This is a genomic window from Nocardia xishanensis NBRC 101358, from assembly GCF_001613365.1.
GTDB lineage: Bacteria > Actinomycetota > Actinomycetes > Mycobacteriales > Mycobacteriaceae > Nocardia > Nocardia xishanensis.
This window is the reverse complement of record NZ_BDCF01000010.1, coordinates 1-17964: the sequence shown is the minus strand read 5'-3', so window position 1 is coordinate 17964 and position 17964 is coordinate 1. Positions and strand designations below refer to the sequence as shown.

The following is a 17964-nucleotide window of genomic DNA, read 5'->3' as shown; positions in this document are numbered from 1 at the left end:
CGTGCCAGCCCATCGGGACTCACGGAGGTAGCGGCGGTGCAACCGCAGGTCGTCGGAGATCGGTACGAACTCATAAGGGAGATCGGCGCCGGTGGAATGGGGCAGGTCTATGAGGGATTCGATCGCCACCTGAAACGGCGGATCGCGGTGAAGTTCCCGCAACCGGGCCTCGACAGCGATCCGGACTGGACCAAGCGCTTCTTCCGTGAGGCCGAACTCATGGCGCGCCTGCGTCATCCCGGGATGCCCGTGATCCACGACGCGGGCACGGTTCCAGGCGACCCGGAACGGCCCTATCTGGTGATGGAATTCATCGAAGGAATCACCTTCGGTGAGCTCCTGGACCGGCGCGGGCCGCTGCCGATCGGAGTGGTCGCGACGCTCGGAGCACAAGCGGCGGCCGTGCTTGCGGCGACCCACCGAAATCGGATCTACCACCGCGATCTGAAGCCGTCGAACCTCATGCTGTGCGCCGACGGGACCGTGAAGGTTTTGGACTTCGGCCTCGCTGTCATCCTCGATACCGACATGACCCGGTACACCAGTACCGGGCACACGCTCGGTACGCCCGCTTTCATGGCACCCGAGCAGGTCGAGGGCCGACCGGTGGTGCCGCAGACCGATCTCTACGCGCTCGGGTTGGTGCTGCACGAGCTGCTCACCGGAGATCGGGTGATGACCGGTACTACGCCGTATTCGGTGTGGCAGAACCAAGTCCACCTGCCGTCGCCCGATATTCGCGAAATACTTCCCGAGATGCCCGCCGAAATGGCCGGTCTCATCATGAGCATGCTCGCCAAGTCGCCCGACCAGCGACCCGAGGATGCGGCCACGGTGTATACGGTGCTGCTCAGGTACGCGACCGAGCTAGGGTCGCTGCCGGAAGTCGGTGATCTGCATGGTCCGGCATTTATGTACGCCAAAGCCGTTGGCGCGACTGGGATGTCACCTGGTGATGCGGCCGATCGCACATCCGCTCCGGCTGACAGCAGACGCGCCGACGTGTTCGAAGAGGTCGCTGTGACTGCTGATTTCAGTCGCGGCGATCTGCACCGGGCAGTCGAACGCGCACGCGATCTCGCGGACGACTCGCAGTACGATCCGGCACTTCATGCGCTGGAGACCATGGTGGACTTGGCAGTTCCCCTGTTCGGGTCGCGCGATGCGGATGTGGTCGAAGCCCGGATGCAGCTCGCCCACCTCCGCTTCGAAATCGGCGACTACTCCGGCGCTGCCGAGGTATACCGGAGCCTCGCCGACGACATCACCACGGAGCGTGGGCCGTACGACGAGCAGGTCATGTTCTGCCAGCGGCAGTTGGCGAGTTGCGATGTGCAGAACGGTGATGTCCAGGCTGCGGTGGCGAGGCTCCAGCATCTGCACAGTCAGATGGCGGTTCGGTACGGAGAGCAGGATCGTCGCGTCATCGAGCTGGCGAGGTTGATCAGAAGTATCGAAGTCGACTGAGGTCCGTGCCTCACATTGAACGGTTCGGGCTGCATATCATGGGAGACCGCCACGAGCCGAGCTGGCTTTGGCGTTGCTGGTGGTCTCTATGCTCGGGACACTCGAGATCACATCATGCACCTGCGACAATCGGTTCACCATCATCATCGAAAGGAATCGAAGGTGAGCTCTGCCGGTGTTGTGCCGCTGCTCGGACGTGTTGCTGCCGCTGTGTCGGAGGCGATCGCCCGAGTCCGTCCGGAAACGGCGGATGCGGACCCGGTAGTGCGACGATCCGATCGTGCGGACTTCCAGTCCAATGCCGCGTTGCCGTTGGCGAAGCGGGTTGGTATGCCGCCGGCCCAGCTCGGCGGCGAGCTTGCCACCCATGTTGATGTCACAGACGGGGTGATCGCTGATGTGCAGGTGTCTGGCCCAGGTTTCTTGAACATCACCCTGACGGACTCGGCCGTGTGGGAGACAGTCGCGGCGCGACTGGCCGACGTTCGGCTCGGCGTCCCGACCACGGAGGACGGGCGTCGGGTGGTCATCGACTACTCGGCCCCGAACGTGGCGAAAGAAATGCATGTCGGCCACCTGCGAACCACCATCATCGGTGACAGCCTGGCCAGGGTCCTCGGCTTCCTCGGCGCTGATGTCGTCCGCGCGAACCACTTGGGCGACTGGGGCACCCAGTTCGGCATGCTCATCCAATACATCGATGAACGCCCCGAATCGCCCTGGCACACAGAGGAACTCGATTCCGACACCAGCTCGGTGTCTGCGCTGGACAGCTTGTACAAGGCCGCCCGCGCGCAGTTCGACTCCGATCCTTCCTTCGCCGACCGGGCGCGGAACCGCGTGGTTGCCCTGCAAGCCGGTGACCCCGAAACTGTCGCACGATGGCGGGAGATCGTTGCCGAGTCCGAGAAAGCGTTCGGTGCGATCTATGACCGCCTCGGTGTCCTGCTGACACCCGATGACTACATCGGCGAGTCGTTCTACAACGACCAGTTGGCCGACACCGTCACCGAACTCGTCGACAAGGGCGTGGCGGTCGACAGCGACGGCGCGATCGTAGTGCTGTCCGAACAGGTCAAAGGCACCGACAACCAGCCTGCCGTGCTGATGGCCCGCAAACGCGACGGCGGTTACGGCTACGACAGTACTGATCTGGCTACCATCCGGTACAGCATCGCCTCGCTGCACGCCGACCGGCTGCTGTATGTCACCGACTCGCGTCAGGCATTGCACTTTCAGCTGGTCTTCGAAGCGGCACGGCGAGTGGGGTGGCTCACCGACGCGATCGGTGTCGACCACGTTGCCTATGGCACCATCCTGGGGCCGGACGGCAAGCCGTTCAAAACTCGTGCTGGAGGAACGGTTCGGTTGATGGACCTGCTGGACGAGGCCGTCGCGCGTGTCCGTGCGGTTGTCGCCGAGAAGAACCCCGACCTGACTTCGGCGGAACTCGACACTATCGCTGAGCAAGCGGGTATCGGTGCGGTCAAGTACGCGGATCTGTCTACTTCCAGGGTCAAGGACTACACCTTCGACGCTGGCCGGATGACCTCGCTCAACGGCAATACCGGCGTCTACCTGCAATACGCCCACGCTCGGGTGTGTTCGATCCTGCGCAAGGCCGGTGCCGCGACCCGAGCCACGGTCGACACTCTCGGTCCTCTCGAACCGGCGGAGCGGGAGCTCGCTTTGGCCCTCGACGGCTACGGAGCCGTCCTCGGCGAGGTCGCCGAAGTCTTGGAGCCACACCGGCTGGCTGGCTATCTCTACGATCTTGCCCGCGCTTACACCAGCTTCTACGACTCGTGCCCAGTCATCGCGGCCGACGAGCCTATCCGTTCCAATCGAATCGCACTGTGCCAGTTGACGGCTCGCACTCTAGAACTCGGTTTGGGGCAGTTGGGGATCGCCGCACCGCAACGGATGTGACATGGTGGCCGGACGCTCACCGCTGGTGTGGCGTCCGGGTCACCGTTCGTCGGCACCGGCCTGGGTGCGGACCGCGGGTCAGCATGCGGGCTGCCAATTGACACAGACCAATCCGGTTCGATATCGCACCGCCGGCGAGGGACCTAGGCTCGGTGCGCTTACGGGTTCAACGTATTGAACAACCAGTTCAATCGCGACGAGACGAGACAAAACCAACCAATGACCGACACGACGACCCGGATCACTCAGCAAGCAAAACCGCAGCGGCACAAGGTGACTGGCGACATTCACCTGCTGCTGCGCCGCGGGAACGAAGTACTGTTGGGCCAGCGCCAGAACACCGGCTTCGAGGACGGAGCCTGGCACCTGCCGAGCGGCCATCTCGAAGCCGACGAATCGGTGGTCGACGCCCTGATCCGCGAGGCCGAGGAAGAGTGCGGCGTGACCATCGCGGCGGACGATGTGCACTTCCGCCACATCATGCACAACTCGTCGTCGGGCGGGCGGATGGCCTTCTTCTTCATGGTTCACACGTGGCGTGGGGAGCCAACCAACCTGGAGCCTGAAAAGTGCAGTGCGCTGGGATGGTTCGCGACGGATGTGCTGCCCGACCGCATGATTGGATACTGTCGCACAGCAATGGAGTGCATCGCGGCTGGCGACTCCTTTCGGTCTACGGCTGGTAAAGCATGGTGCTTCCGTCGCGCCCGGTGGTGTGTGTCAGCTACCTCCCGCAGCCGCTGGCGCTCACACCGGCAGCAGCTCCTCCCCATCCCACGTGAACCTCGCCGTAGTCACCGCGTCCTGCCCATCCCCGCTGATGATCTGGTGTATCCCGATACCGCTCAGCTCCGCATACGTGCACCATTCGTGGTCCGAGGTCAGCACCAAGTCCAGATCCAAAGCCGACAGCAGCGCGAAGATCTGGCCGCGGTTGGCGGTATCCACGCCCACGAAGACTTCATCGAGCATGATCACGCGGGGTGCGCTGGGGGTGGATTGGTAGTGGGCGGCGACCGCGGCGAACAGGGGGAGGTGCAGGGCTATGGCCTTCTCGCCGCCGGACAGGGCGCCGTGCAGTTTCTTGGTCAGCTCTTGGAAGCCGTCACCGGAGCCGCGGTCGACCTTGACGATGAATTGATGCCATTTGGTGTAGTCGAAGACCTGGGTGAGTTGTTGCTCCCAGCTGGTGGCGGTGTCGGCGGCCTTGGCGGCTTCGATGCGTTCGCGCAGGAATCGGTGCAGGGATTCGCGGTCGGTCTCGGTCAGTCGCGCGGGGTCCTTTAGCAGCAGTTCGCGCGCGGCCTTGGTGCCCGGTGGCAGGTCTTTGCCGACTTGCCAGACGAGTTCGACGGCGACGTTGGACGCGGTGCGCACCATTTTGAGCCGGGTGTTCATGCCGTCGACCAGCTCGTTGGCCTGCCGGATGCGGGCGGCCAGGTGGCGGCGGGTGTCGCCGGTGAGGGTGTGGTCGAACAGGCGGCGTTCGTGTTCGGTGATCTCGTTCTCGGCTTGCTTGGCTTCGTCTTCGATGATGCGCAGCAGTTCGGCGCAACCCACGCGCACACCGTCGATGACCGCGGCGAATACCTGGACCTCGCCGTCGGATTCGAGATCGAGGTCGGCGCGGGTGCTCAAGGCGGTCCGGCATTCGTGGACCGAGTCGGCGAGTCTGCGCATCGCCTCGCTGATGTTCGTCGGTGAATGGGGGATGGTCGGCCAGGCCGCCGAGATCATCCTGGCGGCGTCGAGCGCGGCCCGCACGCCCTCGGATGCGGTGAGGGTCGCGCGGAATTTCGGCAGGTCGGGGAACCGGCCGTCCTCGGGGAAGGTGCCGCCGGCCAGGTGGCGGAATCGCAGCGCGACTTCGTCACGGGACGCGATCGCGGTGTCGCGGGCCGCGAGGTCGGTGGCGCGCTGGGAATCGAGTTTGCCGAGCCGGTGCGCGAGGTCGGTCAGGGTGGCGCGGTCGGTTTTGATCGAATCGTTGAGTGCGCGGACTCGTGCGCGCACTTGATTGATCCGGGTCAGCGTCTCCTGGTAGTCCTGCCGGGCGGATTCCTCGATCGCCGCGAGTTCGGCTGCGGCGCGGCGGTATTCGTCCTCAGCTGCGGCGGCGGTCTTGGCGTAGGTGGTGGCGTCGGCCGCGGACTGTTCGGCGAGAGCCTGAGCCGTGTCCGCGGTGCCTCGGGCGGCGCGCAGGTCTGCGTGAGAGTCCAGCCACGCACCGGCCTGACCGGCGAAATTCTCGATGGCCTCGACGACGAGTCCCAGCGCGAGACGGTCGGTGGGTAACCCGGTCTCGGCGGCGGCGACTGCCAAGGCGTGCTGGGTTTGGCGCACCTCGACTTCGCGGGTGGTGAGTGTGGCCGCGCGGTCGCGTACCTGCGCGTCGGCGGTCGACAGCGCCGATTCCGTTCTGGTGAGCTGTTTCTCGGCCGCGTCCACCTCGGTGAACGCCGGCAGGTTCGCTCGCTCGGACTCGATGAGTGCGCGGTGGGCGGCGCAGTGGTCCAGTTGTTCGCGCAGTTCGTCGAGGCGGCGGTCGTGCGAGGCGATCTCGGCGAGCAAGCGCTGGATGTGCGCCTCGCGTGCCTTGGCTCGGGTCGATGCCCCGATGAAGGCGGGGTGATCCTTCGACCACGAGCCGGTCGCGGTGGCCAAGCGCCAGGCGCCGTCTGCCCCGACGGCGGCGACCGCTTCTCCGGGAAGACGTTCGCCGAACGCGATGCTCGACAGCAACCGGTTCACCTGCTCCGGCGCGACGTCCGCGCCGGGCACCGGGACCAGCACCTCGGCGAGCGAGCGGCCGGAAACAGGTTCGACCGCTGACGGATCGGCGAACAGATCGTGGCCGGCCACCTCGCCTCGTGCCCCCACCCATGCGTCGAGCAGTCCGCAGGACTCCAACGCGGCTTCCACGCCCGCCGCGGTTCGGGGCGCGAGACCGTCGGCGAAATCGATCAACCGCCACAGCGGTGCGCCAGCTCGCCCCGCGCGGTCGGCGGTACGCCAGCGCGGTGGCTCCGGCGGGATGTCCTGTTCGAGGGCCAACTGTTCGCGCTCGTCCGCACAGGCGTCTCGCAGCGCCGTCACGGCGTCGATCTCGTTCTGGTGCAGGGTCTCTTGCCGGGTCACCTCCTGCAGGCGTAGGGTCGCGGCGCGATTGGCCGCTTCGACCAACGCGGGCCGGTCCTCGACCAGATCGGAAATGGTATCCGGGTCGTCGAACGACAGCGCGTCACACGAGCCCGCCCAGGACCACACGGCCTCGCGCAGTGTGCCGAGTTCGGTTTCGAATGCGCGCTCGGACTCCGCGTGTTCGTGTTCGGCCGCGAGCAGTGCGGCGCGAGCCTTGTCGAGATCCGTCTCTGCGTCGGTGCGTCGCGCGACGGCGTTGTCGTGGCGCGTGAGCACCTTGAGCATGTCGTCGACCTGGCCGCGCTTGGCGCGGACGGCGGCGCTGAGCAGTGTCCGGCTCTGCCGGGAACCGGGGTCGGCGGCGAGCTCGTCGTGGATGCCGGTCATACCCGCGCGGCGACCCGACTGACCGGCCTCGATTCCGGCGGTGGCCACCACTCGTTCCCACTGGTCGACGGCCTGGAGTGCCGTGGCGTGCTTCGCCCCATCCCGCTCGGCCCGGCTGAGCAGCTCGGCAGATTTCGCCTCGGCGTCGTCGGCCCATCGGCGCGCCTTCGCGGTCTCGCGGCGACGGTCGTCCAGTTCGAGGCCCTTCTGGTAAGCGGGCGACTTGATCAATCCCTCGCGCTCGCCTTCGGCGATCGAGAGATCGGCTTCCGAGTTCCCCACGCGCTCAATGGTTTCCATTTCGAGCGCCGCGATCCGCTCGTACTCGGCCGCGGACGACTTCGCGGCGTCGGCCAGCTTGTCCATCTCGGTGGTCGCCGCGCTGAGAGTCGCGGCCGCGGACCGCAATACCCGCTGCGCGTAGGTTTGTTGCTGGCGTGCCAGCTTTCGGGTGGCCGCCACCTCCTCGCCCAGCCGGGCGAGTCGTTCGCGTTGGGCGTCGAGACGTTCGAATCCCTCTGCCAGGTCGGCTATCTCGTCTCGATCGAGCGGGGGCAGCGCGCTGGACAGCAATGACGACAGCAGGGCCGGGTCCAGCCGCTGCGACAGTTTGGGCGTGCGCAGTTGCAGCAACGCGGTGATCAGCGCGTCGTAGCGGTCGGCTCCCATGGCCGGGAACAGGGTCGAGCGCACCGCCGCCCGGTATTCCGTGGCATTCTCGTGCACCGTCCCCTGCTCACCGAGCCGCTCGGCGAGGGCCGCCTTGGTCAGCGGGCGGTTCGCGTCGGTCAGTGCGAGGGAATCCGGTGCGTCCGGGTCTGAGACGCGCAGCGCGGTGGTGAAGTAGTCGGCGTGCACGGTCGTCGTCCGTGAGGTCGCTTGCAGGCGCGCCCCGCAGGTGAACCACCGGCCCGATTCGCCGGGGAACCGGAACTCCAGCCACACGTACCCGACTCGAGTGGCTCCGGAAGCGCCTTCCCCCATTAGGTTCCAGTGCATGGTGCGCTCATTGGTGCCGAAGGTGGACAGCCGGTTCGCCCGCAGGTTCGCATCGAACAGGAAGGGCAACAGCAACTCGAGCGCCTTGGATTTGCCGCTGCCGTTCGGTCCGCGCAACAGCAGTCGGCCGTCGTGGAATTCGAGGATCTCGTCGTAGTAACGCCAGATATTCACGATGCCTGCCCTGGTGGGCACCCATCGCGGTTCCCGTTCGGCGGTCGGTACGAGGTTCGGCAATGTGGTGACGGTCATGAGGGGTCCTCGGAAGCTGGGGACGTGCGAATGCCGGTGACGCGGTAGCGGGCGGCAGCGGGAAGGGGAACGACCAGGCCCGATGCATGGATGCGGACGAGTCCGAACGATCTCAGGACCATCAGTGCATCGGCCACCAGTTGCCGGGCGCCTTCCTCACCCTGGTAGGTGCGCGCCCAACGCGGGAACTTCGTCAGCAGGTCGGCGGCGGCGCGGCGCAGCTGCTCGTCGGTGGCGGGGCCGGACATCGTGTCCAGCAGGAGTAGCGCCGCGACCTTCGCCGTCGCGGCATCGTCGGGGAAACGTGAGTCGGTGGAGATGGCTTCCGGATCGACGAACAGCACTCCCTCGGCGCGTTCTTCGAGCACGAAACCACCCTGGTCGGCGGCTCTGCGCAGGAGTTGCCTGCCGGTCGGGGACGCCAGGTAGGCGCGTTCGTCGGCGGTGAGATCGTCGAAATAGACGACCGGGTCGTCGATCAAACGGCGGAACACACTGTGCCTCAACCACAGGTTGCGCTGAGTTTCCGAAATACCGGAGGTGTCGGTGTGTTTGCCGGGGTAGCTCGCGGGCCCGTACCGGCGCTCCCGGACCAGTTCGTCCAGTAGTTCGTCCACGCGCAGCGGCACTTCCGAGGCCGAGACGGCGAGCTGGGACGGTCCGGTCGGCGCGGCGAGCAGCCGCAACAACAGTGTCGCGTCGACACGGAAGAGAACCTTCGCGGAATCGGAATCCACGTAGGAGTCCGTGACGCCGTCGATCACCTGCAGGACGCCGAACGACTCCAGCAGCCGCAGGACGTCCACGAACGCCATGCGGTGGGCGCGTGCGGCGGAGTCGAAGCTCGGGAGCAGTGGGTCCTCGGCGGTGGCTGCCCGCACGCGGCCGGCCAGCAAGCCGATCGTCGTCACCGGCGCCGCGAAGAGCTCGGCGGCGGTGACACACAGCAGGACATACCGCAGCCTGTCGAATTCGGCTCGGCTGGAGCGTATCCGGCGAGCCGGACGCGTCGGGTCGAGTGCCGCGCGCACCTTCACCAGTCGGGCGTATCCCAGGCGTGGCTCCACGATGAGCGTCCACCCGCAGTAGTAGTCGAACCACTTGGCGATCGGATCGCGCCGCCGCCGGACGATGTCGAACACCTCCGGCGCGTCGCGCTCCACGATCAGCGGGGCGGCGAGTAGGTGCCGCACGCCGCGGGCGACCTCTGTGCGTTCGGCGATCACCATTTGATTGGTGAGGTCACTCATCCGCGGCCCCCCGTTCTTCCGGTCCGGCGTTCAAGCGGACACCCCACGCCGCAGGCCTCCGCCGCGGACGATCTCGACGACGTAGTCGGGACCGCGGAAGACGCCACGCGGGGTCGTCAATTCGGCGATCGCGCCATCCGACGGTGGGCGCAGCGCGATCTCGACGCGACCGTCGGACGTGCTGCCGCGACGCACGCCGCCCGAACCGGGGGCGCAGGCCAGTGCACGGCCGAGCAGCTCTAGCAGCCGCTCGAACACACCGTGCTCGAGCTTCCCGAACGACGAAAGCCGCACGGCGCCACCGGTGTCGAGCATGTCCCACGCCGCCTCCAGCTCCGCGCGTTCGATCGCGGCGCGTGCCTTGCGCTCGGCTCTGATCGCGGCGACATCGGGAATCGCTCCGGTGCGGCCGTAGCGTTCGGTGCGGCCGGAGGCGCGGAGCAACGGTGAGACTTCGACGGCGGGCGCCGAGGTCCAGGATTCGGTGTAGCCGACCAGCTCGGGGTCCGCGTGCGCCAGGTGCGCGTGCCGTGCCGACCCGAGGCCGAACACCGTCGACCACAGACGGTGCAGATCGTCCTGGTCGGACAGTATCGAGAACCAGCGCGCCAGCTCGCGGAAGTCCGATACGGCGCTGCTGGAACGACGACGCGACTCGGTGATCCGGTCGAGCACCTGCAACAGGGAGACGATCGCCTTGCGTCCGACGACGCGGAGCTGGTCGATGCGTGGCGCCGCCCCGTCTGTCGGGAGGAACCAGGCGCGCAGTCCGTCCCAGCGTGCGCGGCGCTGCTCGAGCCAGGCCGCTGCCGGATCGGTTCCCGTGAGCCGGGGCAGATCGGCGCCGAGGAGAGCACGCTGATGGACACGGGTGACGCCGTGGTCCTCCACCGCCTGGATTCGCGCGGCGATGGCCTGGGTGCGGTGCTCGATATCGGTGAGGAATTCGCGCAGGTAGACGACGGTGGCGGCCTTGACCTCGTGGAATACCGTGAGGTCGACGCCCTCGTCGCGCAGCAGGCGTTGTAGTTCGCCGTTGAACTGTTTGGTGTTGCCGCGCAACGCCTCGAGGTGAGCCTCGAGTTCGGTGAGTGTGGTGAACACTCGGCGATCCGAATCCGATTCCAGCTCTCGCAGCAGATCGGCAAGGCGGTCGGCGATCGCGTCGAGGACCGCGGTCTGCAACGCGCCGGTCGAAGCCAGGACCGTCATCGCGTGCACGACTCCGGCGAAAGCCGCCTCACCTTGTTTGGTCAGTGAGTACTGCAGATTGCGGCGCTCGTATTCGGCGGCGGTGCGGTAGTTCTCGGTGTGGTTCTGGACGACGTCCACGAGGTTCCAGTCGCGCAGTTGCCCCAGAGCGTGGGTCAGGTCGTCGTCCTCGATGGCTTCGAGCCAGCCGACAGTGCGCAGCCGGGACCGGACGTCATCGATCCCGAGAGCGGTTTCCATCCGTTCGTTGGCCTCGCCGAAGGCATGGAGGATGGACACATACAGGCCCGCGCGATCTCCGGCGGTGAACCGGAACATCTCGGGTGGCACCCGAATCGGATCCATGTAACCTCCCCTCGGCTGGCGGTCAGCAGCAACCATAAGCGCGGGGACCGACAGCTCACGGTGCTATGTCGGCCAGCAGCCGATCGATGACGCGCTCCTGCGGCAACGCTATCCCGGATCGGCTGATGTGGTCGGACAGCTCGGTGTCCCAGGGCACGGGCGTCACCCGGCCCGCGGGCGGGCCTTCGCTGCCGACGGCGGAGAGGTAGTCCTCGCTGGTCATACGCCACGGGAGGGCGCCGAATCTGGCGACGATGTTGGCCGCGATGCGTAGGCCTTCGCCATCGAAATCGCCGTGATAGCGCAGTTTCGCGCCCGCGTTCGACAACAGCTCCAGCATGACGGCGGCGGCGCTGCTCGGCCAGCCGGATATACACACCATCGGCGGGCAGTGCGGACCGAATCGGGCCAGAGCCGTCGCGAGAATGCTGGGATTCTCGACAACCCAGACGATTTCGGCTACCTCGGGATCTCGGCGGACGGTGCGCAGTTGCTGCAGACTGAGCACTGCGGCGAGGCCGGAGCCGGCGCAGGTCCGCAGGATGGGGCCGACCGCGGCGTCGCCGCGGGTGGTCGGCAGGCCGGCGGCCAGCACCGTCGAGGACAGTTCGTCGTCGGAGATGCCCGCGCGCGCCCACAGTCGCCGCAGTCCGACCGCGTCGGCGGGAGGTTGCGCGTCGTAGAGGGCGGTCAGCGCGCGAACGACGATGGTGTGCAGGCGGGAGCCGTCGTCGAGCGCGTGGGGATCGCCGAGCACATTCGCCGCGAACACGGGTAGTTGTACTCCGGTGCCGGGCAGTTCGCGCAGGACTCGCAAGGCGCGGTCGAGTTCGGTCTTCGTGCGCGTCACCGATCCCGCGATCAGACCGTTGCGCCGCATCGCCGCTGCCCACATGGCCAGGGCGGGCTGGGCGCGCACCACGTCATGGTCTGTGAGCCACTCCCACAACAGATCTCGCTCCGCCATCGCGGCCGCCCGTTGCGCAGACCGGTCCGGGATCGGCCCGGTCCGGAATTCGAGCGCGGTTCTGGTGTCACAGCCCGCGATCTCGCGCAACGCGCTGTCGATGGTGACGAGATGCACGGTCGCGTACTCACCGGGCAGACGAGCGAGCCCGAGTAGGTCGGCCACTGCGGCCTGCTGCGCGGCGGTCAGGGGGCCTACGCGCACCCGCTGGACCGCCCGACCCGACGAGAAGCGTTGATACAGCGCGTCCCACAGCGGCGACAGATCCGGAGAAAGCCGAGCTATCGCCCGTTCGGCACTCGACTCAGCACTCCTCACCGGCGCGCGGGTGGCTTCGACCGCATCGATCATGGCCGACATTGTCCTCCGAGTCGGACGGATGTGGGCAGCGGTTTCCAGAACGGTGATGGGAGTCCGTCCGTGGCCGAAAGGGTTGGAACGGTTGAGACTCAGGCTGGGAAGAAGCAAAGGCCCGCCGCAACGACAACGTATCGTGTGCGATCAAGCTGATCACCGAGCATGCCGAGGTCATCGCGTTGGATGAGCAGCCCGGTTTCGAACGCGAACGGCGGGGTGTTGACCGAGATCAACGCTTGGGCGATAGCACGCCATTGCGCACTCACGTATCCGCCGGGTGCCTCCTCGACAGTGCCGCTGACGAAGAGGGCTCGGCGCCAGCTCGGTGATCAGAGCAGGAAGCTCCAGATGCACGGTGGACATAAGCAGACCGGCGCCGGGAGCTGATCTCTCCTCAAAACGCTAATTGCACCTCGGAGATACGAATGGGGTAGACCTCGATGGTCAACTTGCTTGCGAGATCCGTTCCTCGGCTCGCGATCTCGATCGAGCCGTGTTTGTCGACGCTCAGGCGGTCAACCCGCTCTTTGTACAGGTCGGCAACTACAGCCGCGTTGTGTAGCCAACGAACCCGGACGGATCGCGCGATGACGTCGTAGGTCAACTCGATCGTGTTATCCGGGTCGGCGTCGATCTTTACGAGAAATGAAGCTACGTCGCCCGAAATCGCAACTCGATCGGCGCCGAAGGTCTCCAGAAATTCGGATTGCTCCGGTTCGATGAACTCGTTGTCTTGCATGCGATCACGGTGTGGAAAGGCCGTTGCTCGGCCGTCAGCTCCCGAAGCGGGCGAGGACGGAGGAAGCTTCCTGGGAAGCCGTGCCTTCTTCGGCGAGATGGGCCATGGTGGGGGCGATTCCGCGGCCGTGGTGGGTCATCGCCTGGGCGTAGAGGCGGCCTGCTCGGTAGGAGGAGCGGACGAGGGGGCCCGCCATGACGCCGGCGAAGCCGATTTCTTCGGCGACGCGCGAGTGTTCCACGAATTCCTCCGGCTTGACCCAGCGGTCCACGGGGTGGTGGCGCGGGGAGGGGCGGAGGTATTGGGTGATCGTGAGGATGTCGCAGCCCGCCTCGTTCAGGTCGCGCATCGCTTGGGTGACTTCCTCCGGCGTTTCTCCCATGCCGAGGATCAGGTTGGACTTGGTGACCAACCCGGCCTCACGCGCGGCAGTGAGCACCGCGAGGGAGCGCTCGTAGCGGAACGCAGGCCGAATGCGCTTGAAGATCCGCGGAACCGTTTCAAGGTTGTGCGCCAAGACCTCCGGCCGTGAGGAGAAGACCTCGGCCAGCTGGTCCGGGTCGGCGTTGAAGTCCGGAATCAACAGCTCCACGCCGGTGTTGGGGTTCAAAGCCTTGATAGCCCGGACGGTTTCGGCGTAGAGCCAGGCGCCGCCGTCTTCCAGGTCGTCGCGGGCGACGCCGGTGATGGTGGAGTAGCGCAGGCCCATGGCCTGGACGCTTTCGGCGACGCGGCGGGGTTCGTCGCGGTCGAGGGCGGCGGGTTTGCCGGTGTCGATCTGGCAGAAGTCGCAGCGGCGGGTGCACTGTTCGCCGCCGATGAGGAAGGTGGCCTCGCGGTCTTCCCAGCATTCGAAGATGTTGGGGCAGCCCGCTTCTTCGCACACGGTGTGCAGACCCTCGCGCTTCACCAGGCCCTTGAGTTCGGTGTACTCGGGGCCCATGGTGGCGCGGGTGCGGATCCACTTGGGTTTGCGCTCGATGGGGGTTTCCGCATTGCGGGCTTCGATGCGCAGGAGTTTGCGGCCGTTGGGTGCGGACGCGTTGTGCGGTGTCGGGGTGTCGACTGAGGTCACTTCATCGACCTTACGCCTCGGGTTTCGGCGGTCGCCGGGGTGCTCGGGACAGTGCCGGCGCTGGTGATTGCCGTGCCGTTGTCGACGGCGCTCGCCGGGGCAGTGATGTCCACGGCCTTCGCGGCCACGTCAGGAGTTCCGTCGGCGGCTTTGGCTGCGGTGGCCGGATGCGCGGAGCCGTCTACCAGCGCCGTGGTACGGCCGATGTTGTGATCGCTGACCGGCAGTTCGCCGTCGAGTGCGCGCACGATCGCGTCGGCGACCAGCGGCTTGATCTCCGCGACGGTGACCTCGCGCCCGAGTTCGCGGGTGAGCGTGGTGACGCCCGCGTCGCGGATACCGCAGGGGACGATGGCCCCGAAGCCGTCCATGGAGTTGCAGTTCAATGAGATGCCGTGCAGGGCAACGCCGCGCTGCACGCGCACGCCGATGGCGGCGATCTTGCGTTCGGGGTTCCAGTCGTCGGCGGGCAGCCAGACGCCGGAGCGGCCCTCGACACGGCCGCACACCAGGCCGAGGTCGGTGCACACCGAGATCAGCGCCTCCTCGAGGCGGCGCACATACTGGACGACGTCGACAGGCTCGGCGAGCCGGACGATCGGGTAGCCGACGAGTTGGCCGGGCCCGTGCCAGGTGATCTTCCCGCCGCGATCGACCTGCACCACCGGGCTGCCGTCGACGGGCAGATCTTCCTCCTCGGTGCGGCGGCCCGCGGTGTATACGGAGGGGTGTTCGAGCAGCAGCAGCCGGTCGGCGCCGAGGCCGTCGGCGCGTTCGGCGGCGATGGTGCGCTGCAGGTCCCAGGCGGAGTGGTAGTCGATTAGCCCGAGGTCCTCGACAACGATCGGGGTGCGATCGAAGCGGGCGGACCGAGTGGTGCGCGTGTCGTTCACGTCGTTGACGGTACGCCCAGTGACCGCGCCGCCGGCAAAGGGCCGGTGTGGTGGATGCCACACGGTTGCGGCATGCCCGGGTCAGTCCCGCGGGTCGACCGGCAGCCTCAACTGCATCAACGTCAGGTCCATCCAGCGGCCGAATTTGTGGCCGACCTCCGGCAATTCGCCGACCACCATGAATCCGAACCGCTCGTGTAGCGCGATCGAACCGGTGTTGCCCGATTCGATGGCGGCGATCATGGCGTGAACTCGGCCGGATTGCCCTGCGCGGTCGATCAATTCGGTGAGCAGGGCGCTGGCCAGGCCGCGGCGCTGGAAGCGGTCGGCGATGTAGACGGAGTTCTCCACGGAGTACCGGTAGCCCACCTTCGGCCGCCACTGGCCGTAGCTGGCGTACCCGGCGACCTCGCCATCGACCTCGGCGACGAGGACGGGCATGCCCTCGGCGGTGCGGGTGCGGAACCAGGTCTGTCGCTCGTCGATGCCGACCTCGTCGATGTCCCAGATGGCGGTGGAGGTGGCGATGTTGGCGTTGTGGATGTCGAGGATCGCGGGCAGGTCACCTTCGCGCGCGTCGCGGATGACGGTGGCGTGGCGGGTGTCCGTGGCGGTCAACGAGGTTCTCCGTGGTTCGGTGCAGGAGGTCGGCATCTGCGCGTTGTGCGGGGTGTTCGCCGACGCGGCTTTCGGTCGGTGTTCGAAATTCGATCATCGCGCGTCACGGGTGACGCGGCAATGCGGGATCGGTCACCTGTGGGCCGCGCGTCCGGGCCGGTAAGGGTGGGCGGTTGCGCGACAGCCACCCATCCGAGGGCGGAGCGAGCTAATGAGCCGCGTCATGTTCTTAGCAGTGCCGTCTGTTCGGGCTGGCTAGCGAATGGCCATAGTCGCGAGCTGCCCATGGTTGGCGTCAATCGCTCACAACTCTGGGAACGCCACGTGGAGATCCACCAACGTCACGTGGAGGAACGGCTCACCTGTCGTCGGCGTCGCGCCCGATGGTCGCTGCCAGTGCGGAGCCGATCGTGGGGTGCCGGAAGGGATAGCCCGCCTCTTCGAGCGCCGTCGGGATAGCCCTCGGCCCACGCAGGATGGCCTCGTCGGCGAACTCACCGACGAGCGCGCGCAGCGCGAACGCGGGCATCACCAGCGGGGTCGGGCGGTGCAGCGCGAGACCCAGGGCGCGGTTGAATTCGGCGTTGGTGACCGGTGCCGGGCCGACCGCGTTGATCGGCCCGGACACGGTGTCGTTGGTGAGCGCGAAGACGATCGCGCCGATCTCGTCGTCCAGCGAGATCCACGGCGTGTATTGGCGGCCGGTGCCGAGCCGCCCGCCGAGGCCGAGCGAATACAGCGGATGCAGCATGCCGAGCATTCCGCCGTGCTTGGACAGCACGACGGCGCTGCGCATCAGCACCGTGCGCACGCCCGCAGCACTGGCGGGACCGGTCGCGGCTTCCCAGTCACGACACAGCGTGGCGAGGAAACCCGAACCGGCGGGGGAGGATTCGTCCACCACGCGGTCGCCGGTGGCGCCGCCGTAGTAGTGCACGCCGCTGGCGTTGACCAGCACCGGCACGCCCGCGGCGGCCACCCTGTTGGCGAGGACGTCGGTCGGGGTGATGCGGCTGTCGCGCAGCTCCTGCTTGAAGCTGCCGTTCCAGCGACGCCTGCCGATGCTCGCCCCGCACAGGTTGACCACCGCGTCGGCCCCGCGCAACGCCCGCTCGTCGAGTTCGGCGCGGACGGGATTCCAGACGAACTCGTCCGGTGCGGCGGCGGGACGGCGCACCAGCCGCGCCACCTCGTGCCCGTCGCGGCGCAGGGCCGCGACGAGCGCCGTCCCGATCAGCCCGGACGAACCGGCGATCACGACCTTCATTGCGGGACGAACCTTCCCCGGGTTACAGACCCAGATCGGCCTCGAACGCGGCTTCTTCGAGGCGGTGACGGATCGTGGTCAGGAAGCGACCGGCGTCCGCGCCGTCGATGAGGCGGTGATCGTAGGTGAGCGGCAGGTAGCACATGGAGCGCACGCCGATCGACTCGTTGCCGGTCTCGTCGGTCACCACCACCGGGCGCTTGACGATCGCGCCGGTGCCGAGCATGCCCGCCTGCGGCGGAACCAGGATCGGGGTGTCGAACAGCGCGCCCTGGCTGCCGATGTTGGTGATGGTGAAGGTGCCGCCGGCCAGTTCGTCCGGCTTCAGGCCGCCGTTGCGTGCCCGGTGGGCGATGTCGGCGATGGCGCGGGCCAGACCGGCGAGCGACAGGTCGCTGGCGTTGTGGATGACCGGGGAGAGCAGGCCCTGCTCGGTGTCGACGGCGATGCCGAGGTGCACCGAGGCGTGGTAGGTGATCTCCTTGGTGCCCTCGTCGTAGGAGGCGTTGACGTTCGGGTGCACGCCGAGCGCCTCGACGACCGCCTTGGCGAAGAACGGCAGGAACGTCAGGTTGACGCCCTCGCGCTCCTTGAACGCGCCCTTGGCCTGCGCGCGCAGCGCCGCGATCTTGGTGACGTCGGCCTCGTGGACCTGGGTCAACTGCGCGGTGGTCTGCAGCGATTCGCGGGTCTTGGTTGCGGTGATCTGCCGAATCCGGTTGGCCTTCTGGACGGTTCCGCGCAGGTGCGCCAGCTGCGCGGCGGCCGGAGCCGACGGAGCCTTGGCGGGTGCGGCGGCAGCCGGAGCGGCCGCGGGCGCGGGGGCGGGCGCCTTCTTGGCCTCGGCCGCGGCGAGCACGTCCTGCTTGCGGATGCGGCCGCCGACGCCGGAACCCTGCAGGGTGGCCAGGTCGACGTTGTTCTCCTCGGCGAGCTTGCGCACCAGCGGGGTGACGTACGGTGTCGCGCCGTTGCCGTCGGCGGCCGGAGCCTTGGCCGGGGCGGGAGCAGGCTTGGGGGCCGGGGCGGGAGCCGGAGCAGGCGCGGGAGCCGGAGCGGCGGCCGC

General features: G+C 67.3%; 11 protein-coding genes and 2 pseudogenes. 3 read left to right on the top strand and 10 right to left on the bottom strand.

Translation table 11 applies throughout. From position 1 onward, the window contains the following. Positions 1–96 precede the first annotated feature (96 nt). The 3 genes and pseudogenes from NX1_RS10655 to NX1_RS35265 all read left to right on the top strand — a co-directional run. Complete coding sequence (locus tag NX1_RS10655; protein ID WP_245668436.1) at positions 97–1467, top strand: serine/threonine-protein kinase; 1371 nt, start codon at positions 97–99, stop codon at positions 1465–1467. 15 nt (positions 1468–1482) lie between these two features. Continuing rightward, a complete protein-coding gene (argS, locus tag NX1_RS10650; RefSeq protein ID WP_245668429.1) occupies positions 1483–3396 on the top strand; it encodes an arginine--tRNA ligase in 1914 nt (637 codons plus the stop codon). A gap of 219 nt (positions 3397–3615) precedes the next feature. Beyond that, a pseudogene (locus tag NX1_RS35265) lies at positions 3616–3942 on the top strand (NUDIX domain-containing protein); the annotation flags it as partial. Between the two features lie 201 nt (positions 3943–4143). Here the strand turns inward: NX1_RS35265 and NX1_RS10640 are convergent. The 10 genes and pseudogenes from NX1_RS10640 to sucB all read right to left on the bottom strand — a co-directional run. Then, a complete protein-coding gene (locus NX1_RS10640) occupies positions 4144–8175 on the bottom strand; it encodes a TIGR02680 family protein (protein ID WP_068057193.1) in 4032 nt (1343 codons plus the stop codon). Next, the gene (locus NX1_RS10635; protein WP_068057191.1) at positions 8172–9425 is read right to left on the bottom strand and encodes a TIGR02678 family protein; all 1254 of its coding nucleotides are present in this window, start codon (positions 9423–9425) and stop codon (positions 8172–8174) included. Before NX1_RS10635 ends, NX1_RS10640 begins: the two co-directional genes overlap by 4 nt. A 30-nt stretch (positions 9426–9455) precedes the next feature. After that, positions 9456–10982 (bottom strand): TIGR02677 family protein, encoded by a 1527-nt coding sequence (locus NX1_RS10630; protein ID WP_068057189.1) that lies wholly within the window; start codon positions 10980–10982, stop codon positions 9456–9458. Between the two features lie 55 nt (positions 10983–11037). Continuing rightward, on the bottom strand, positions 11038–12300 hold the full coding sequence (locus tag NX1_RS10625) for a TIGR02679 family protein (protein ID WP_068057187.1): 1263 nt from the start codon (positions 12298–12300) through the stop codon (positions 11038–11040). 400 nt (positions 12301–12700) lie between these two features. Next, the gene (locus NX1_RS10620; protein WP_068057185.1) at positions 12701–13045 is read right to left on the bottom strand and encodes a hypothetical protein; all 345 of its coding nucleotides are present in this window, start codon (positions 13043–13045) and stop codon (positions 12701–12703) included. Between the two features lie 34 nt (positions 13046–13079). After that, the gene (lipA, locus tag NX1_RS10615) at positions 13080–14120 is read right to left on the bottom strand and encodes a lipoyl synthase (protein WP_068057183.1); all 1041 of its coding nucleotides are present in this window, start codon (positions 14118–14120) and stop codon (positions 13080–13082) included. Between the two features lie 191 nt (positions 14121–14311). Beyond that, positions 14312–15013 (bottom strand): annotated as a pseudogene (gene lipB, locus NX1_RS10610) (lipoyl(octanoyl) transferase LipB); the annotation flags it as partial. Positions 15014–15094: 81 nt separating this feature from the next. Continuing rightward, complete coding sequence (locus tag NX1_RS10605; RefSeq protein WP_068057397.1) at positions 15095–15631, bottom strand: GNAT family N-acetyltransferase; 537 nt, start codon at positions 15629–15631, stop codon at positions 15095–15097. A gap of 358 nt (positions 15632–15989) precedes the next feature. Further along, on the bottom strand, positions 15990–16898 hold the full coding sequence (locus NX1_RS10600; RefSeq protein WP_068057181.1) for a TIGR01777 family oxidoreductase: 909 nt from the start codon (positions 16896–16898) through the stop codon (positions 15990–15992). A gap of 22 nt (positions 16899–16920) precedes the next feature. Continuing rightward, positions 16921–17964 (bottom strand): 2-oxoglutarate dehydrogenase, E2 component, dihydrolipoamide succinyltransferase (gene sucB / locus NX1_RS10595; RefSeq protein WP_068057180.1); only part of this gene is annotated, 1044 nt, incomplete at its 5' end.